The sequence below is a fragment of the Microvirga sp. CF3062 genome (assembly GCF_036314045.1).
Lineage (GTDB): Bacteria > Pseudomonadota > Alphaproteobacteria > Rhizobiales > Beijerinckiaceae > Microvirga.
Genome location: NZ_JAYGGN010000006.1, coordinates 171,610 through 188,715, shown reverse-complemented (window position 1 = coordinate 188,715; position 17,106 = coordinate 171,610). Strand labels below are relative to the sequence as shown.

The 17,106-nt window shown below is 64.5% G+C and carries 17 protein-coding genes and 1 other RNA gene; 7 read left to right on the top strand and 11 right to left on the bottom strand.

Annotation, left to right across the window (positions count from 1 at the left end; translation table 11 throughout):
• The first annotated feature begins 207 nt into the window (after positions 1 to 207).
• The gene (locus tag VB618_RS12780) at positions 208 to 1,038 is read left to right on the top strand and encodes an RMD1 family protein (protein WP_329797047.1); all 831 of its coding nucleotides are present in this window, start codon (positions 208 to 210) and stop codon (positions 1,036 to 1,038) included.
• Here VB618_RS12780 and miaA read toward each other — a convergent pair.
• Positions 995 to 1,948 (bottom strand): tRNA (adenosine(37)-N6)-dimethylallyltransferase MiaA, encoded by a 954-nt coding sequence (miaA, locus tag VB618_RS12775; RefSeq protein WP_329797046.1) that lies wholly within the window; start codon positions 1,946 to 1,948, stop codon positions 995 to 997. The genes VB618_RS12780 and miaA overlap by 44 nt on opposite strands.
• Positions 1,949 to 1,963: 15 nt before the next feature.
• On the opposite strand from miaA, the gene serB reads away from it, so the two are divergent.
• The gene (gene serB / locus VB618_RS12770) at positions 1,964 to 2,872 is read left to right on the top strand and encodes a phosphoserine phosphatase SerB (protein ID WP_329797045.1); all 909 of its coding nucleotides are present in this window, start codon (positions 1,964 to 1,966) and stop codon (positions 2,870 to 2,872) included.
• A gap of 84 nt (positions 2,873 to 2,956) precedes the next feature.
• On the opposite strand, the gene VB618_RS12765 is transcribed toward serB, so the two are convergent.
• From VB618_RS12765 to VB618_RS12730, 8 genes are all read right to left on the bottom strand, one after another.
• Positions 2,957 to 4,495: a DegQ family serine endoprotease gene (locus tag VB618_RS12765; RefSeq protein ID WP_329797044.1), complete on the bottom strand. Its 1,539-nt coding sequence runs from the start codon at positions 4,493 to 4,495 to the stop codon at positions 2,957 to 2,959.
• Positions 4,496 to 4,583: 88 nt separating this feature from the next.
• On the bottom strand, positions 4,584 to 4,775 hold the full coding sequence (locus VB618_RS12760; RefSeq protein ID WP_329797043.1) for a DUF2065 domain-containing protein: 192 nt from the start codon (positions 4,773 to 4,775) through the stop codon (positions 4,584 to 4,586).
• 9 nt (positions 4,776 to 4,784) lie between these two features.
• Positions 4,785 to 5,726, bottom strand: coding sequence for a protease modulator HflC (gene hflC, locus VB618_RS12755; protein ID WP_329797042.1), 942 nt, complete (start codon positions 5,724 to 5,726; stop codon positions 4,785 to 4,787).
• Positions 5,723 to 6,868 (bottom strand): FtsH protease activity modulator HflK, encoded by a 1,146-nt coding sequence (gene hflK, locus VB618_RS12750; RefSeq protein ID WP_329797041.1) that lies wholly within the window; start codon positions 6,866 to 6,868, stop codon positions 5,723 to 5,725. Before hflK ends, hflC begins: the two co-directional genes overlap by 4 nt.
• A gap of 138 nt (positions 6,869 to 7,006) precedes the next feature.
• Positions 7,007 to 7,519, bottom strand: a complete 513-nt coding sequence (locus VB618_RS12745; protein WP_329797040.1) for a dihydrofolate reductase — start codon at positions 7,517 to 7,519, stop codon at positions 7,007 to 7,009.
• Positions 7,516 to 7,998: a GNAT family N-acetyltransferase gene (locus VB618_RS12740; protein WP_329797039.1), complete on the bottom strand. Its 483-nt coding sequence runs from the start codon at positions 7,996 to 7,998 to the stop codon at positions 7,516 to 7,518. Before VB618_RS12740 ends, VB618_RS12745 begins: the two co-directional genes overlap by 4 nt.
• Positions 7,999 to 8,034: 36 nt before the next feature.
• The gene (locus VB618_RS12735) at positions 8,035 to 8,337 is read right to left on the bottom strand and encodes a DUF2293 domain-containing protein (RefSeq protein ID WP_329797038.1); all 303 of its coding nucleotides are present in this window, start codon (positions 8,335 to 8,337) and stop codon (positions 8,035 to 8,037) included.
• A gap of 5 nt (positions 8,338 to 8,342) precedes the next feature.
• Positions 8,343 to 9,137, bottom strand: coding sequence for a thymidylate synthase (locus VB618_RS12730; protein ID WP_329797036.1), 795 nt, complete (start codon positions 9,135 to 9,137; stop codon positions 8,343 to 8,345).
• 68 nt (positions 9,138 to 9,205) lie between these two features.
• Between VB618_RS12730 and ssrA the strand changes: the two genes are divergently transcribed.
• Positions 9,206 to 9,562, top strand: a transfer-messenger RNA (tmRNA) gene (ssrA, locus tag VB618_RS12725).
• 23 nt (positions 9,563 to 9,585) lie between these two features.
• Positions 9,586 to 10,176 carry an SspB family protein gene (locus tag VB618_RS12720; protein ID WP_329797035.1) on the top strand — a complete coding sequence of 197 codons (591 nt, stop codon included), beginning with the start codon at positions 9,586 to 9,588 and terminating at the stop codon, positions 10,174 to 10,176.
• A gap of 11 nt (positions 10,177 to 10,187) precedes the next feature.
• On the opposite strand, the gene VB618_RS12715 is transcribed toward VB618_RS12720, so the two are convergent.
• Positions 10,188 to 11,603 (bottom strand): cytochrome P450, encoded by a 1,416-nt coding sequence (locus VB618_RS12715; protein ID WP_329797034.1) that lies wholly within the window; start codon positions 11,601 to 11,603, stop codon positions 10,188 to 10,190.
• A gap of 89 nt (positions 11,604 to 11,692) precedes the next feature.
• Between VB618_RS12715 and fumC the strand changes: the two genes are divergently transcribed.
• From fumC to VB618_RS12700, 3 genes are read left to right on the top strand one after another with little or no spacing between them, the layout of a single operon-like run.
• Positions 11,693 to 13,087, top strand: coding sequence for a class II fumarate hydratase (fumC, locus tag VB618_RS12710; protein ID WP_329797033.1), 1,395 nt, complete (start codon positions 11,693 to 11,695; stop codon positions 13,085 to 13,087).
• Between the two features lie 15 nt (positions 13,088 to 13,102).
• Complete coding sequence (locus VB618_RS12705; protein WP_329797032.1) at positions 13,103 to 13,291, top strand: DUF4169 family protein; 189 nt, start codon at positions 13,103 to 13,105, stop codon at positions 13,289 to 13,291.
• Positions 13,292 to 13,543, top strand: a complete 252-nt coding sequence (locus tag VB618_RS12700; protein WP_329797031.1) for a ribbon-helix-helix domain-containing protein — start codon at positions 13,292 to 13,294, stop codon at positions 13,541 to 13,543. It begins immediately after the preceding gene.
• Here the strand turns inward: VB618_RS12700 and VB618_RS12695 are convergent.
• The gene (locus VB618_RS12695) at positions 13,519 to 17,088 is read right to left on the bottom strand and encodes an AsmA family protein (protein WP_329797030.1); all 3,570 of its coding nucleotides are present in this window, start codon (positions 17,086 to 17,088) and stop codon (positions 13,519 to 13,521) included. The two genes, VB618_RS12700 and VB618_RS12695, sit on opposite strands and share 25 nt — an antisense overlap.
• Positions 17,089 to 17,106 lie beyond the last annotated feature (18 nt).

Here is a 17,106-nt window from a genome sequence, read left to right as displayed (position 1 = left end):
GGCCTGTGCGCCATCGCCGGAGATGCGGGTCAATCCCGCTCCGTCGATGGCGCTCGTACTACGAGAATAAGCTTGCGCATTTGCGCGACTCTTAAGTTCGAAAGTTGCGCAGACGCTAGACGATCCATTTCATTCGGTCAAGCGGGGACAACTTGGCACGAAGCGGCTTAGCTTTTAGCTTAAGCCCCCCTATTTAGTCGTATGACCATGACCGATACCATCTCTTCCACCGTGGCACCGACGCAGAACCTGCGCCTCACGGCCCGCGCCCTCCTCCTGGGCGACCGCCTCGATGTCGCGGGGCTGGAGCGTAGCGACGTTCTGTCCACGACGCCCCTCGCCTTCCGGGCCGGGCAGGAAGGGTTCGTGGCCCTGTTCCGCTACGGCGTGGCCGTTCTGGTCGGCCTCACGCCTCTCGAGGAGGACGAGGTCATCCGAAGCCTGCGCCAGCGGATCTCCGGCGAGTTCGCCCGCCATGAGGAAGAAACCGCCATCATCGAGATCTCGCCCGACCGGGACGACCAGATCCCTCCAGGTGGCCCGATCTACATCAAGCAGATGTCTACCGAGCGGCTTCTCGTCATCGCAGACGCCTTATCCAAGAGCGCCACCCTCGCCCGTGACGAGCGGGAGGCCACCGCGGCCTTCGAGCTGGTGGAGCCCTCGGTTCAGCACCTCGCCGAACAAGGACGCCGCCCGCGCGACCGACGCAGGATCCTCAAGCAGGTGGGCCATGCCCTCTTGGTTCGTCAGCGCATGTCCGGAGGCGTGGCAGTGGAGGAGAAGCCGGACGTCCTGTGGGACCGCCCGGACCTGGAGCGTCTCTATGCCCGCCTTGAGGACGAATACGAGTTGAAGGAACGCGCGGCCGCACTCCACCGCAAGCTCGACGTGCTCGGCGACACCGCACAGGCCTTAACCGATATCATCGACACCGAGCGGTCCTTGCGTCTCGAACTGATCATCGTCCTCCTGATCGTGTTCGAGATCTTCATCACCTTCTATCAAATGGCTGTAGGCTATCTGACGGGACATTGATGCGAGCCATCACCGCCTCGAAACCCCTCTCGGGCTCGACCCACTGCCAGTCCGGCAGCTGGTGGCGAAACCAGGTGAACTGGCGCTTGGCATAGCGCCGCGTATCCCCTTGCCCTTTGGCAATGGCCTCATCGAGGGAGATCTCGCCACGCAGGTATGCCAGGAGACCCGGCACGCCGTGAGCCCGCATGGCCGGCAGCATGGGGTCAAGGTTTCGTTCTCCCAAGGCCTTCACCTCTTCAAGTGCGCCCTGCTCCATCATGGCTTGGAAACGCCGGTCGATCCGCCGGCGCAGCTCATCCCGGTCAGGGGCCAGGAAGAGTTTGACGAGAGGGCGATCCGCCAGGAGGCCCGGCTCGCGGGCGCCATGGAACGACACAAGCGGGCGACCGGTCGCCGCAAAGATTTCGAGAGCCCGCTGCACCCGCAGCCGGTCGGAGGGACGCAAGGTCCGGGCCGTTTCGGGATCGCGCTCGGAGAGAAGGCTGTGAAGCTCGGGCGTCTCCAGTCCCTCACTCTCCCGGCGCACCTGCTCGCGCACCTCCTCCGGAACAGGCGGCATGTCGGAGAGCCCCTCCGTCAGGGCCTTGAAGTAGAGGCCTGTGCCGCCCACGAAGATCGGCAGCTTCGTGCCCTCGATATCCCGAAGGACCTGGACGGCATCCGCCACATAGCGCCCAACGGAAAAATTCACTCCGGCATCCACATGACCGTAGAGCCGGTGGGGAGCCTGGGCTTCCTCATCCAGCGTGGGACGGGCCGTGATCACGCGCAAGTCGCGGTAAACCTGCATGGAATCGGCGTTGAGCACGACGCCATCCAGAGCCTGCGCCAGCCTGATGCCCAGAGCGGACTTGCCTGATGCGGTCGGCCCTGCGATGAGAACCGCGCCGACCCGAACGTCACTCACAGCCAGGTCTCCCCAATGGCGTCACCTTCGAATTCCCTCGTCGCAACTCTGATCGCCAACCCGTCCGAGCCAGCTCTCACCGACGAGATCGTGGCCTTGGCTGCCGTGGCGCTCGGACAAGAGACGGAACAGCTCATTCTGGCAAGAGGGATCGCGGCGGATCTGGTGATATCCGGCTCGCACGACGTCAAAGCTGTCGAGGCCGCACTGCGCCAAGCCCTGGACGGCCAGCCCATCGACATCGTCGTTCAGCCATTGCAGACGCGGCGCAAGCGCCTGTTCCTGGCCGACATGGATTCCACCATGATCGGCCAGGAATGCATCGACGAACTGGCCGATTACGTGGGGCTTAAAAGCGAGGTCTCCGAGATCACCGAGCGCGCCATGCGCGGCGAGATCGCCTTCGAGCCGGCTTTACGCGAACGCGTAGCCCTGCTGAAAAATCTGCCGGTCAATGTGGTCGACGAGATCATCGCGAAGCGCATCACCCTCACCCCCGGCGGGACGGCTCTCGTCCGGACGATGCGCGCCAATGGCGCCTATACCTGCCTCGTCTCAGGCGGCTTTACGCTGTTCACCGGTCCCATCGGGACAAAGATCGGGTTTCATGAGGACCGTTCCAACCGCTTGATCCTCAATGGCGAGAAGCTCGCCGGCCTCGTTGAGGAGCCGATCCTCGGCCGCGAGGCGAAGCTCGCGACCTTGATCGAATTGCGCACCCGATTTGGCTTGGCTCCACATGAAACAATGGCCGTAGGCGATGGCGCCAACGATCTTGCCATGCTGGGCGAAGCGGGTCTCGGCGTGGCCTTCCGGGCAAAGCCCGCAGTGGCGGCAGCGGCTCATGCGCGGCTCGACCATGCCGACCTGACGGCGCTGCTCTATGTGCAGGGTTATAAGGCCAGCGAGATCGTGCAGGAATAAGCCAAGGCTGTTCTGAGACATCACTGGAAATGAGAAAGGCGGCCATGGAGGCCGCCTTTCTGATTGGTGATCGCAGTGATCAGCTTACTCGATGGACAAGGCCACGAAACGAACTTCGCCCTGCGCGTTGGCAACGAGGAGCAGTGCCGACTTGCGGTTCTGAGCCTTGAGATCGTCGATCCTCTTGGTCACATCGGCCGGGTTGGAGACCGGCTCCTGGTTGACCTCGACGATCACTTCACCGGCTTGGATCCGCTTGTCGGAAGCAGCCGAGTTCGGGTCAACGCGGGTGATCACCACGCCCTTCAGGTCGTCCTTCAGGCTGAAGCGGCGGCGCAGCTCGTCCGTCATGCCGGACATGTTGAGACCGAGAGCCTGCCGGGTTGCCGTGGGAGGCTCGGTCGAGGGCTGCTGCAGGCTCGCCTGCTTCTCGGTATCCTCAAGACGGCCCAGGGTGACCTGCCGGGTCATTTCCTGGCCCTTGCGGATGATCGTCACGTCGACCGCCTTGCCCACGGGTGAGGAGGCCACGATCCGCGGCAGGTCACGGGAATCCTTCACTTCCTTGCCGTCGAAGCGAACGATCACGTCACCGACCTCGAGACCGGCCGGTCTGGCGGGACCTTTATCGTCGATGCCGGCGATCAGCGCGCCGCGCGCCGTACCGAGACTCAGGGCTTCGGCCGTTGCGTCGTCCACGTTCTGAATGCGCACCCCGAGCCAGCCACGGCGGGTTTCGCCGAACTGGCGCAGTTGATCGATGATCGGCACCGCCGTGGAGGCGGGAACCGCGAAGCCGATGCCGACCGAGCCGCCGGTGGGCGAGAGGATCGCCGTGTTGATGCCGATGACCTCGCCGTTCATGTTGAACAGCGGACCACCGGAATTGCCCTTGTTGATGGAGGCATCGGTCTGAATGTAGTTGTCATAGGGACCGGACTCGATGTTACGGCCTCGGGCTGAAATAATGCCAGCCGTCACGGAGCCGCCGAGGCCGAAGGGATTGCCGATCGCCATCACCCAGTCGCCTGCGCGGATGGTTTCGGAGTCACCGAACTTCACCGCCTTGAGGGGTTTGTCGGATTTCACCTTCAGGACGGCGAGATCGACCTTGGAATCCTTGCCGATGATCTCCGCCTTCAGGCGCGTCCCGTCGGGGAAGATCACGCTGATGTCATTGGCATCGCCGATCACGTGATTGTTCGTCACCACGATACCGGACGGGTCGATCACAAAGCCGGAACCGAGCGAATTCGAGCTGCGGGGACGCGAAGGAGAATTCTCACCACCGGGACCGCCACCAGGGCCTCCAGGGCCACCATTCTGGCCGCGACGGTTGAAGAACTCCTCAAAGAGATCCTCAAAGGGCGTACCCGGTGGCAGTTGCGGCAGGGTGCGGTTGCGGGCCTCGACAGTGGTCGAGGCCGAGATGTTGACCACGGCGCCCGTGACCTCCTCGGCCAGGTCGGCAAAGGATTCAGGAGCCGAGCGGGCATAGGCCGGCAGCGGCATCGCTGTCGCGACCAGGGTCAGGACCGCGAAGCAGGACGCGGCAAGCCGGCGCAGGGGACGCTGGGGCAGCACCGTCTTGGAAGGCGCCAGCGCGTTCGTGGCTGTGTTCATCGACAATCCTCTTTCGGAGTTTGTGCATATAGATTGGTGCTTGGCCCCGGCATTCAAGCGGGCAATGCAGCGGAAGCTCGGCCGCCGCCTATCCGAACTGACGCACAAGCCAGATGACCCCGAGGCCGAGCACGGCCGAAATGATGCCCACGATCCGCATCTGGTCGCTCGGGCTGTGAGCCGCCTCGTACATGGCCCGGCGCATCCCTTCCGGGAAGGCCGCAAATAGAATGCCCTCGACCGCGAGAGCGAGGCCGAGGGCTGCAATCAAGTCTAACATCAGGCAGACTTATTGAGCTGGAGCCGGTTGGGCCGGCGCCGGCGCTGGGGCCGGTCGAGCTGGAGAGGCTGCGCGACCGCGTTGACCTGTCGGATCATTGAAATAGCGGAAGAAATCGGAATCCGGGCTCAACACGAGGCGGGTCTCACTCCCCTTCAGTCCTGCCTCATAGGCCTGCATGGACCGGTAGAAGGCGAAGAATTCCGGATCCTGCCCAAATGCCTCGGCCAGAATGCGGTTTCGATCCGCATCGCCCTGGCCGCGCAATTCCTCGGCGGTCCGGTTCGCTTCGGCGCGAATTACGGTCGCCTCGCGCTCCGCCCGGGCGCGGATGGTCTGCGCCTGCTGCTGGCCGTTAGCCCGAAGATCCGCCGCCTCTCGCTCACGTTCGGTGCGCATGCGCTGATAGACCGCTTGGCTGTTCGCGGCCGGCAGATCGACGCGGGTCAGGCGCACGTCGATCATCTCGATACCCAGACTTGCCGCCTGCCGGTTCACATCCTCTTGGATACGCTCCATCAGATTTGAACGCTCTGTACGAACGATGGCATCGCGGGATGCGCCTGCCAGCACGTTGCGCATGGCCGAGTTCGTAAAGCTCTGCAGGCGCTGGTTGGCCAGAGCGATGTTGCCGACAGCCTGATAGAAGCGCAGCGGATCGATGATCCGGTAGCGGGTGAAGGCGTCGACCTCCAGGTTCTGACGGTCGGCCGACAGAAGGGTCTGGACCGGCAGGTCGAGATCGAGCACCCGTTTCTCGAAGTAGGTGACGTTGTCGATTAACGGCAGCTTGAACTTCAGTCCGGGCTCCGAAATCGCGGATTGCACGGCGCCGAAGCGCAGCACCAGCGCGTACTGGGTCTGCTGTACGATGAAGATCGAGCTGTAGAGAACGATGGCGATCAAGCCTACCAGGATCAGGAGGCCCGTGCGAAGAGTCGAGCCGTTCATCGGGTAGCTCCCTGCGGGTTGGCTGCGTTGCCCTGAGGCTGCAGGCGTTGCTGCATCTGGTTGAGCGGCAGGAAGGGCACTACACCCTGCCCGTTCTGGTCGACGATGATCTTGTCGACGCCGCCGTACACGCGCTCCATGGTCTCGAGGAAGATGCGCTCGCGGCTGACTTCCGGAGCTTTCCGGTACTCCTCATAGACCTGACGGAAGCGGGCGGCCTGACCGGACGCATCGGCAACCGACTGCTCGCGATAGCCTTCGGCCTGCTGGACGGTGCGGGCGGCCTCGCCTCGGGCCTCGGGGACAACGCGGCTGGCGAAAGCGCCGGCCTCGTTCTGGACGCGCACCGCATCCTGCTGAGCGGCGTTGACGTCGAAGAAGGCCTGCTGGACTTCCGACGGCGGCCTGACCGCCTGGAGCTGAACCACGTTGATCAGCACACCGGCCCCGTAGGCATCCAGGGCTTCCTGCATGATATCGCGCACTTCCTGGGCGACGCTGGCCTGCTCGGTGGTCAGGATGGCCTGGATGTTGCGGCGGCCGATGACCTCGCGCATGGCGCTTTCGGCCACCGACTTGATGGTGCCGTCGGGGTTCTGCAGGTTGAAGACATAATCCTGCGGACGCGCCGGGTTGATCTGCCAGACGGCATCGAAATCGATGTCGACGATGTTCTCGTCGGCGGTGAGCATCAGGCTCTCTTCGATCACGTCACGAGCCCGTCCCTGCCCCGTCGGGGTGGAACGGTAGCCGACCTCGACCCGCTGCTGGGCCGTAACGTTCGGCTTCATCACGCGGCCGATCGGGTAAGGCAGGTTGTAGCGCAGGCCCTCGCCGGACGACCGGGTATATTCCCCGAAGATCATGTTGATGCCGACCTCGTTCGGACGCACCGTGTAGAACCCGGTGAGCAACCAGACGGCAATGACACCCAAGACAAGAATGATTAGGCCCCGGCCTCCCATGGAGCCGCCGGGGATGAAGTCCTTCAGCCGGTCCTGGCTGCGGCGCAGGATATCTTCGAGATCCGGAGGATTGCCGTTCCCCTGCGGCCCGCCTGAGCCCCAAGGGCTCTTGCCGCCTCCCGATCCGCCACGCTGCCCCCAGGGGCCACCGCCGCCGCTTTGGTTACTCCAAGGCATAGGACGCCTTTCCTTACTTATAGAAGAGACCGGCCGAGACGGCCGATAAGAACTCGAGACGGTTGTGGGTGTTGCCTCTTCCGCCTGTCAAGCCTGCGAATTGGGGATTCCGAACCGCTTCGTCAACCTTGAGACGGCTCAACGGCGCCTTTCGAGATCAATAAAGGTAAACGGATGCTCGTCATCCGGGCCTTTCGGATGGTCCTCGCGCTTGATCTCGCGAAACTGTGACCGGTCGAAGGACGGAAAAACGGCATCGCCCTCGGGCGCCGTATGAACCTGGGTCAGGAAGAGAGTCTGCACATGCGGCAGGGCGAGGGCATAGATCTCCGCCCCACCGGCCACGGCGACCGCATCGGATCCTGTCTTGGCGGCGAGTTCCTCCCCCTTCGCAACGGCTTCCTCCCAGGTATGGGCCACGTGCACGCCCTCGGCGGAAAATCTCCCATCACGGGTCAGCACGATGGTCTCCCGACCCGGCAGGGGCTTGCCGATCGACTGGAACGTCTTGCGTCCCATGATCATCGGCTTGCCCAAAGTAAGGCGGCGGAAGCGCCCCATGTCGGTCTTGATCCGCCAGAGCAGGCGGTTGTCCTGCCCGATGACGCCGTTCTCGGCCATCGCGACCACGAGGATGAGGGGAATGGTCATGGCTCCTCCGCCAGTCGTTGCAAAGCCTCGCCCGTCATGCGCTGCACCGTCCACTCATCCATCGGCATGGCCCCGATGGAACGGTAAACCTTGAGCGCCGGCTCGTTCCAGTCGAGCACCCACCATTCGAGGCGCGGCAGACCCTCCGCCATGCACCTGCGCGCCAGGTGCCGCAGCAGGGCGCGGCCGATCCCTTTGGAGCGCAGCTCGGGCCTCACGAAGAGATCCTCCAGATAGATCCCGTGGCGCCCGCGGAAGGTGGAGAAATTGTAGAACCACAGGGCAAACCCGGCAGGCTCACCCTCCCACTCGGCAATGTCCGCGAAGACGCGCGGGTTAGGGCCGAAGAGCGCTTTAGCGATATCGGCTTCGGTCGCATCGACCTCATGCGCCAGCCGCTCATATTCGGCGAGCTCGCGGATGAAGCGAAAGATCAAAGCGGCATCGGACGCTGTGGCAGGTCGGATCGAGAGGGTCATGATGCCTTGTGGCGATTTCTGTCAGAACTGTCGAGGCTATTCCGGTTCATCCTGCATCACCCGCCGAGGCGAACCCCACTCCTCCAGGATGGCGTTCATGTCGTCCAGCACGAAGAACCGGGCGCTCTCGACGTCGTAGCCGTCATCCAGAAGGCTGTCGTAATCGGTCAGCCTGTGGCGGATATAGGCGGTGAGGGACAGCCAAGCCGCCATCTCGGGCGAGGCGCTGTGCAGGCCGCGGCTCCCCAGCGCATGATCGATTACTGCCTCGAACTCGTGCCGTGGAATGCGTGGTGCGAGGATGCGGACGGCGCTCTCGATAATCTCGCGCCTGTTCATGACAGTCAGACCGCGATGGGAGCCTTGATGGCCGGGTGCGGGTCGTAATCCTCGATGGCGATGTCGTCGTAGGTGAAATCGAACAGCGACCGCACGGACGGGTTGAGGCGCAGCTTCGGCAACGACCTCGTTTCCCGGGAGAGCTGGAGGCAGGCCTGCTCCAGGTGGTTGAGGTAGAGGTGCGCGTCGCCGAAGGAGTGGACGAAATCGCCCGGTTGCAGGCCGGTCGCCTGCGCCATCATGTGCGTGAGCAACGCGTAGGATGCGATGTTGAAGGGGACCCCTAAGAACACGTCTGCCGAGCGCTGGTAAAGCTGGCACGAGAGCCGCCCCTCCGCGACGTAGAACTGAAACAGGCAGTGGCAGGGCGCAAGCGCCATCTTGTCGAGGTCGGCCGGGTTCCAGGCGGACACGATCAGGCGGCGGCTGTCCGGATTGCGGCGGATCTCGTCGAGAACCCATCGGATCTGATCGACGGTGCCGCCGTCGGGCTTGGCCCAAGATCGCCACTGCTTGCCGTAGACGGGGCCAAGATCTCCGTTCTCGTCCGCCCACTCGTCCCAGATCGAAACACCGTTCTCCTTCAGGTAGCGGATATTGGTGTCGCCCTTCAGGAACCAGAGCAGCTCATGAATGATGGAGCGCAGGTGCAGCTTCTTCGTGGTGACGAGGGGGAATCCCTCGCTGAGATCGAAGCGCATCTGGTGGCCGAACACTGAAATGGTGCCCGTTCCGGTCCGGTCGTCCTTGCGGACGCCCTCGTCCATGATGCGGCGGATGAGATCGTGATAGGCCTGCATGCGGTACTCCTCGCCCCATTATAGGTCAGCCGGTTTGGCTCTCCGAGTCGCAATTCATCCTGATCCCCACTCTTTCAAAATCCGTCTGCCCCGCCTATATTGGAGGTGCCGGTCGCGAGATCGGCTATGGCGATAAACGGCTATCGAAATAAACCCATCGGACCCGGGGGCGGTACCCGGCGCCTCCACCAAAATCCAGGCCGGATCTGGCTTTCGGCGGGGGCGAAATAGGATCGACGAGGGCGTAAAGGGTAGACTTTCGCTCGGCATGGTTCCGCCGTTATCGGACCGAATCTATAGTTGCCAACGACAACTATGCTCCGGTTGCAGTGGCTGCGTAAGCGGTCCCTAAAGCCGACTCAAAGCCCTTGCGGTTAGCACCGTAAGGCGGGGCCCGGAGGCGCCTGGCAACAGAAGCTTCCACTGTCGTTTCTGTAAGGGCTCGCGCATGGCCGGTGGTAAAGACCTGATCCGCTACGATCTTCTGGTGCAGGACGCCCTCAAGGGTGTCGTGCGCAAGGTGCTGATCGATGCGAAGGACGGGCTTCCGGGCGAGCACCATTTCTACATCTCCTTCCAGACGGATTTTCAGGGCGTTCGACTCTCGAACCGCCTGCGCGAGAAATATCCTCAGGAGATGACGATCGTCCTCCAGCATCAGTACTGGGACCTGAACGTCACCGAGCACACCTTCGAGGTGGGCCTCTCCTTTTCCGGCATCCCGGAGCGGCTGCTCATCCCGTTCGATGCGCTCACCGGCTTCTTCGATCCGTCCGTGCAGTTCGGCCTGAAGTTCGACAGCCAGGATGATGAAGCGGAGGAAGCGCCCGAAGCCGCGCCCGCGCCTCAGCCGGCGCGCGGCACGTCCGAGCCGGTGGAACTGAAGCAGCCCCGCAAGGTGCTGCCCGCAGCGGAGAAGCCGGCGGTTGCCGCCAAGGCCGAGCAGGCCGAAGCGCCCACGGAAGAGGCGCCCGAGGGCGAAGCCGCGTCAGGCAGCGCCGAGGTCGTCAGCCTCGACGCCTTCCGCAAGAAGAGCTAAGCACCCTCCTCCTAAGCTTCGACCAAAGCCTCCTTCGTCACACGCTGCGTCAGACGCATGGGCAGGCCGCCCCGCGGCCGCAACGTGATACGCTGCACGGGCTCGACTGCGTGCCCTTCCACGAGGTCGAGCCGCATGGAACGGGCGATGGTCGCCAGCACGATCACGGCTTCCTGCAGCGAGAAGCTCGCGCCGATGCAGACCCGCGGCCCCGCACCGAAAGGCAGATAAGCGAATCGATCGATCTGCTTGCGGTTTTCCGGCAGGAAACGCTCGGGCCGAAAGGCATCGGGCTCGTCCCACAACTTCCGGTGCCGGTGAAGCACATAGGGCGCAATCGCCACCATCGATCCGGCCGGTATGTCCACATCCCCAATCCGATCATCCGCGATGGCCGTCCGGCTCATGTAGGGTGCGGGCGGATAGAGCCGGACCGCCTCGTCGATCACCGCACGGGTATAGACGAGCCGCTCCAGGTGATGGGGCTCGATCGGCCCCTCTCCCAGCACCTCGTCCACCTCCTGCTCGACCCGGGCGCGGGCACGTTCGTCCTGGGAGAGGAGATAAAGCGACCAGGACAGGGCATTGGCCGTCGTCTCGTGCCCGGCGCCGATGAAGGTCACGATGTTCGTCCGCACTTCGATATCGCTCAGGCCCTTGCCGGTCTCAGGATCGGCCGCCTCCAATAGGAGAGTAAGAAGGTCGCGGGGAGCAGGCTCGCCGCTGGCGAGCCTCGCCTTACGGGCGTCGATCAACTCGTTGACGGTCTCCTCGAAGAACTGGATCGACGGCCTTGCCCGCAGTCGTCCGATCCTGGGCACCCAGTCCGGGAAGCCGAAGATGTCGAGTGGATCGACCCGGCCGATGGAGTTGAAGTAGCGGGTGATCGCCCGGCCCAAGGCGTCCGGGTCCTTTGGCACCCCTTGGGTGAAAATGGTCCGCTCCAGCACATCGAGGGTGACCCGGGTCATGTCGAGAGCCGCATCGACCACGCGCCCGTCGGGCCGTCTCTGCCATCGCCTCATCAGGCGATCAGCCGCCTCGACCATGGCCGGAAAGAAGCTGGTGACTGTACGCGGGGTGAAGAGCGGCGCGAGGGTACGCCGCTGCAGGCGCCACTCGTCGCCCTCCGCCGTCACGAGGCCCCGGCCCAGCCCCGGCGCCAGGATCCGGATCTGCAGGTCGTCCTTGCGGTAGTTGGCGACATTGTCCACCAGGATGTGGCGGATGCCGGCAGGATCGCTCACAACCGTCATGCGGCCCAAGGCTCCCTCGCCCGTGACGACCGGCTCCTCGAAATGCGTCTCCATCCACATGTTCAGGGGGTTTTCGCGAACGGCGCGCAGGAAGGCCATCATGCCGAGCAGCTCGGTGCGGGGTTTTGGGTGAGGCGGGCGGAAAAGGGGCGTTTCCAGGGTGTCGCTCATGCGAATTTCCAAGGCCTCCGATGCGCGTTCGCGGTTGCGAGCGCCATCATTTGAGATAAGAACACGCAACTCCATCGAAAGAGGTCAGGATGTCGCCCTCCACCCGCATCGAAACAGATACCTTTGGCCCCATCGACGTTCCCGCCGACAAGTTCTGGGGTGCTCAGACGCAGCGCTCCCTGCAAAACTTCCGCATCGGGACGGACCGGATGCCGCTTCCCCTGGTCCATGCGCTGGCCATCGTGAAGCAGGCGGCGGCGCTTGTGAACAAGGATCTGGGCAAGCTGGAGCCGCGCCTGGCCGATGCCATTGCGGCGGCGGCTGCCGATGTGGTGCAGGGCAAGTATGACGACGAGTTCCCGCTCGTGGTGTATCAGACCGGCTCGGGCACCCAGTCCAACATGAACATGAACGAGGTTCTGTCGAACCTCGCCATCGAGCGTCTCGGCGGCGAGCGCGGCAGCAAGAAGCCGGTTCACCCGAACGACCACGTGAACATGGGCCAATCGTCCAACGACTCGTTTCCGACTGCCATGCACATCGCGGTCGCCCGCGAGGTCCATGATCGGCTGATCCCTGCCCTCAAGCACCTGCTGAAGGCGCTGGAGGACAAGCAGGAAGCCTTCAAGGATATCGTCAAGATCGGCCGCACCCATTTGCAGGATGCCACTCCGGTCACTCTTGGCCAGGAATTCTCCGGCTACGCCGCGCAGGTCCGCCTCGGCATTGCCCGCATCGAGACGACCCTTCCCGGCATCAATGCCCTGGCCCAGGGCGGCACCGCCGTCGGCACCGGCCTCAATGCGCATCCGGAATTCGCGGACCGCTTCGCCGCGAAGGCCATGGAACTCACGGCGCTTCCCTTCACCTCAGCCACCAACAAGTTCGAGGCGCTGGCCTCGAAGGATGCCCTCGTCTTCACCCACGGCGCGCTGGCGAGCCTCGCGGCCGGCCTGTTCAAGATCGCCAACGATATCCGCCTGATGGGCTCCGGCCCTCGCTCCGGCATCGGCGAGATCTCCCTGCCTGAGAACGAGCCCGGCTCGTCGATCATGCCCGGCAAGGTGAACCCCACCCAGGCCGAGGCCATGACGATGCTGTGCTGTCAGGTTGCCGGCAATCAGACGACGGTCACATTCGCCGGCAGCCAGGGCCATTTCGAGCTCAACGTGTTCAAGCCGGTGATCGTGAATGCAGTGTTGCAGTCGATCCGCCTGCTGGCTGACGGCGCCGTCAGCTTCACCGACAATTGCGTCGTCGGCATCGAGCCGAACAGGGAACGGCTCAAGGAGCTGATGGAGCGTTCGCTCATGCTCGTGACGGCGCTTGCCCCAACCATCGGCTACGACAAGGCGGCCGCTATCGCCAAGTCGGCGCACAAGAACGGCACGACGCTCAAGGAAGAGGCCCTCAAGGCTGGAGTGTCATCTGAGGACTTCGACGCCGTCGTTCGTCCCGAGACGATGCTTCAGCCGGGCGAATAAGGTAAGACAAGCGCCATGGTCGAGATCATCAATCTGCGCCAGGCGCGCAAGCAGAAGGCGCGGGCCGAGAAAGAGGCCCGCGCCGCCGAGAACCGTGTCAGCTTCGGCCGCACCAAGGCCGAGAAGACGCTGACGAAGGCCGAGCAGGATCTGGCGAAGAGCCGTCTTGAGGCCCACCAGCGCGATTCCGACGAGACGCGGTGAATGGGCTTTGCCGTCATCAAGCGTTCCGTCTCCATCGCCGGCCACCGGACGAGCATCTCTCTTGAGGAGCCCTTCTGGGAGGGTTTGCGAGAGATTGCGGAGCGGGAAAAGCGTTCCGTTCAGTCTCTGATCGGCCGCATCGATGCGGAACGTGGCGAGCAGAACCTGTCCTCAGCCATCCGTGTCTTCGTGCTCGACGATTTGCGAAGCCAATTGGAAGCCACCGATCAGCGTGTCGGTGGAGCCCCATAGACGGAAGGCGGGGGAGCCACTTCGACCGGCGGGTTCAAGGGCGGCAGGGAGGTCTGCGACGGGGCCGGCTCAGGCTCTTCCGGTTGTCTCCGCTGCTCCGACTGCAGCCGTTCCGCGTCCCGGCGCACTCGCTCGGCCTCGGCCCGGGCCCTGGCCTGCCGGAGCGCCTCCTCTTCCGCCGCCCTCGCCCTCTGACGCTCGGCCTCGCGCTGCACATCGATCTGGCGCTGGCGCTCCGCCGCAGCCCGTTCGAACGCCTCGATCTTCTCCAATTCCCGCTTCAACACGATGGCGGCCAACCCGTTGCGGAACGGCCCCGCGTCGATCCGTCGAACGGGAGCCGTCAAGGAACCCTGCCAGTTCAAGCCGATCGACGGTGGGGCGCCGACCCATTCAGGCGGAGCAGCTTTCGCCGTGAGCGCGCCGCGGGCATCGAGCTGGAGGGTTTTCAGGTCGTAGGTGATGCCGCCCTGCCAGACGGCCGGCCCGCTCTCGGCCACGAAGGGCGAAAGCCGCAGCACACCGCTCACGAGGGCCGCCGAGGTTCGGACCAGACCTGTGTTGAGAGGCCCCCGTCCAAGCTCCATGCCGAAGATGGCTTCCGCCTTGCCCTCCACCAGCGGATCTGTCTCCGCAAGTGCACGTTTGAGCGCCCGGTCGAACACGTTCGGATCTGCGGCGGGAATGCGCAGATTGGCGACCTGCCAGTCGCCGGCGCCACCGAGATTGGCGACAAGTTCGGAGAGGCTTGCACCCGCTGCTCCGAACCGGAGCGGACCGGACAGAACAGCCTCGAAAGGCGTGGAGCCTGTCAGGGCCCAGAGCGGGACCCGGTCCAACGCCCCCTCGCCCACGATGGTTGCAAGCGCTCCCTGCCGGGTGATTGTCGCTGTGCTTGTAATCCTGCCCGAACCGATCGTCGCCTCAAGGTTTCGGATGGAGATTCCGTCCGGCTGCGCTCCGACGACGAACGCAGCCCGCGTGGCCTGGAGGCCGCGGGCCAGCTCGAGCGTGCCGACCCGGAAGGTGACCTGACCGCCGGAGACAAGACGGCCGCTCTGGCCGAACTGGGCCGTGGACCAGATCGCGTTTGTGGTTTGATCGCCCGGCACGTTGAGCGCCAGCGCCGCCGCGAGCCACGGCATGGAGAGGCGGCCTAAGGAGACCTCGCCGCCGATCTCAGACCGCGAAGCGGCCACGAGGCGCGCCTGCACGGGTTCGTTGGAAACCTTGGCGTTGATGTCGAGAAGGGTCGCGCCGCGCTCCCGGCCGAGAGTCACGCGCCCGCTCACCGGCACCGGCGGGGCGACGCCGGCCCCATCGCCGAGCAGGCGCAGGAAGGGAGTGATGTCGGGCGTTGCGATCTCGGCCTCGCCGCTGTCCACCACATCGTCGCCCTCGCTCAGGGCAAACGGCTTCGTCGTCGCCACCTTCAATCCGGCGACATCCCCGGTGAGAGCCACGCTGAACCGGCCGGATCCGACGCGGGAGCCGCGCAGATCCATTCTGGAAGACTGGTTAAGGCCAGCCATATTTGCCCGGTTGACCCAGCGCCCGGTATTGTCGGTGGAAAGGGCGAGGGTCAGGCTCTCGGTGCGTCCGTCGATGGACTCGACCTGCCCCTCGAATGGCCCGCCGGCCATGCGGCCCGTGGCCGTCGTGCGCAGCCGCAGCTCGGTCGAGCCGGTAGGCGGCGCCACCCGCTCGGAGGCGACATCGAGATCGAGCGCGCCCTCGCGGACGAAGTGCGGCACGAGCTTCGAGATCCCGCCGATCCAGACGCTGCCCAGGAGATCCACCAGGGGATCGGCACGCTGGGCCGTAACCTTGCCTGAAATCCGACCTGAGCCGTCGGGCGCGATCCGCCCGCGTACCCGGGCGTTGGCGCCGGCGACATCCACGATGTCGAGGGTCTCGACGAGCAACGCCGGGCCGTCGGAGAGGATGCGGGCCGTGATGCGCCCCGTCGCCGGGCTCCTGCCGGCGCTGACCCCGCGGGCATCCAGGATGAAGCCGATATCAAGGTTCTCGGTCGCCTGGAACACGCTCGAGACCTCAGGCAGATCGTTGAGGTTCAGGCCCTGAAGAGCGACCTGCGCCTCAAGCCTGCCGCGGTCGTTCGCCTCCGGGGCCGTGTAGCGAACGTTGCCGGTCAGCGTGGACTCGCCCATCTTCAGCCGCAGCCGATTGAAGGAGAGGACCGGGTTCGAGAAAGCGACCTCCGAGGAGAGCTCGATGGGTCGCCCATCCAGGGCCGTCAGCAGCGGCGAGTTCAGGCGGATCTTGGCAAGATAGCGCGCGAGACGGTCGGATTGGTTGGAGGCCAACGCCACCTTGCCATTGATGCCGCCTCTCGTGTTGAGGCCGAGCTGGCCTTCGAGAGCCACCTTCGTGTCGCCCGGAGCCGTGAACTCGATCCGGTCCAACGTCGCCCGTCCGGTATCGAGGGACAGGCGCAGATTGGCATTCGTCAAATCCTCCTGGCCCAACCCGATGCTGTCGATCTTGAGATTCAGATCGATGGGCACCCGGATCAGCGGCAGGGACCATTGCTGAAGGCGGCTCGCAAAGTCCTGCCCATTGCCGGAGAGGATGAAGCTGTCCGCATCGAGCCTGCGCCCTTCGAGACGTAAGGAAATGCGCGGATCGGTAAGCCCGACTCTTCCCTCGCCGGTCATGCGCAGGCTCGCCCCGCCCTCGCCCGCTTCCACGCTGACGGGATTGAGCTCGACTGCGCCCGGCACCGTCTTGAACTCGGTCTCGACGACGATCGGAATCGGGATGCCGGCTGCGGCGACCTGCGCCGGGGGGCCGAACAGGATCTTCGCCTTGCCGGAAACGTTCGGGGTCGCAGCCTCGCCGGTGCCTTCGCTCAGTCCCAGACGGGCATCGAGATCGAAGCGCGGATAGATGTCGCCACCACCCGAGAGCTTGACCTGGATAGTCTTGTCCTCAGCCAGTTCTCCGGTCACGAGCCGGAAGGGAACTCCGGATGTCGTTCCCTCGACCCGCCAGGGGCCGATGAGCTTCTGCCCCTCGATAAGGACGTTCTCGGCAAAAGCCTGATTGGTGCGGCCGGTGCTTGCGCTCTGGGTGGTCACGAGGAGTTGCCCGACCGTGAGGTTCTCGATCGCCCATTCACGCGCTCGGCCGCTGCCCGAGACCAGTTCCGGCGGCAAGCGCCACTCGCCGTCGCCGGATACCGGGATGCGAATATCGGCGCGCCCGACCCGAGTTTCCGTGAAGCGCACCTCGCCCCGCAGCAGCGGCGTGAGGGCGACTTCGGCCCAGACATTGTCGGCGGTCAGAACCGGCGAGTCCGGCGTCTTCCCGCCAAGCCTCAGCCGGTCGAGGATGATCCGCGGCTCAGGCAGCAGGCGAATGCCGATGCTGCCCTCGGTCTGTGCCTCGGTTCCCGATGCGCGCGCGATCATCTGGTCGATGGTGTCGCGATGGGCCTCCCAGGAGATGAGGGGAGGAGCCGCCACGGCAATCGCCAGGATCAGGATCACGATGGAGGCGATGATCGTCAGGATATCGCGCAAGAAGCTGCCTTTTCTCCG

Excerpts from the sequence above, each read along its gene's own strand:
- VB618_RS12705 (WP_329797032.1), top strand. The coding sequence starts at position 13,103 with ATGGTCGAGATCATCAATCTGCGCCAGGCGCGCAAGCAGAAGGCGCGG.
- VB618_RS12720 (WP_329797035.1), top strand. The coding sequence starts at position 9,586 with ATGGCCGGTGGTAAAGACCTGATCCGCTACGATCTTCTGGTGCAGGAC.
- VB618_RS12740 (WP_329797039.1), bottom strand. The coding sequence starts at position 7,998 with ATGACCCTCTCGATCCGACCTGCCACAGCGTCCGATGCCGCTTTGATC.
- hflC (WP_329797042.1), bottom strand. The coding sequence starts at position 5,726 with ATGAACGGCTCGACTCTTCGCACGGGCCTCCTGATCCTGGTAGGCTTG.
- VB618_RS12780 (WP_329797047.1), top strand. The coding sequence starts at position 208 with ATGACCGATACCATCTCTTCCACCGTGGCACCGACGCAGAACCTGCGC.
- VB618_RS12760 (WP_329797043.1), bottom strand. The coding sequence starts at position 4,775 with ATGTTAGACTTGATTGCAGCCCTCGGCCTCGCTCTCGCGGTCGAGGGC.
- serB (WP_329797045.1), top strand. The coding sequence starts at position 1,964 with ATGGCGTCACCTTCGAATTCCCTCGTCGCAACTCTGATCGCCAACCCG.
- VB618_RS12730 (WP_329797036.1), bottom strand. The coding sequence starts at position 9,137 with ATGCAGGCCTATCACGATCTCATCCGCCGCATCATGGACGAGGGCGTC.
- hflK (WP_329797041.1), bottom strand. The coding sequence starts at position 6,868 with ATGCCTTGGAGTAACCAAAGCGGCGGCGGTGGCCCCTGGGGGCAGCGT.
- VB618_RS12715 (WP_329797034.1), bottom strand. The coding sequence starts at position 11,603 with ATGAGCGACACCCTGGAAACGCCCCTTTTCCGCCCGCCTCACCCAAAA.
- VB618_RS12765 (WP_329797044.1), bottom strand. The coding sequence starts at position 4,495 with ATGAACACAGCCACGAACGCGCTGGCGCCTTCCAAGACGGTGCTGCCC.
- VB618_RS12745 (WP_329797040.1), bottom strand. The coding sequence starts at position 7,519 with ATGACCATTCCCCTCATCCTCGTGGTCGCGATGGCCGAGAACGGCGTC.
- VB618_RS12700 (WP_329797031.1), top strand. The coding sequence starts at position 13,292 with ATGGGCTTTGCCGTCATCAAGCGTTCCGTCTCCATCGCCGGCCACCGG.
- fumC (WP_329797033.1), top strand. The coding sequence starts at position 11,693 with ATGTCGCCCTCCACCCGCATCGAAACAGATACCTTTGGCCCCATCGAC.
- VB618_RS12735 (WP_329797038.1), bottom strand. The coding sequence starts at position 8,337 with ATGAACAGGCGCGAGATTATCGAGAGCGCCGTCCGCATCCTCGCACCA.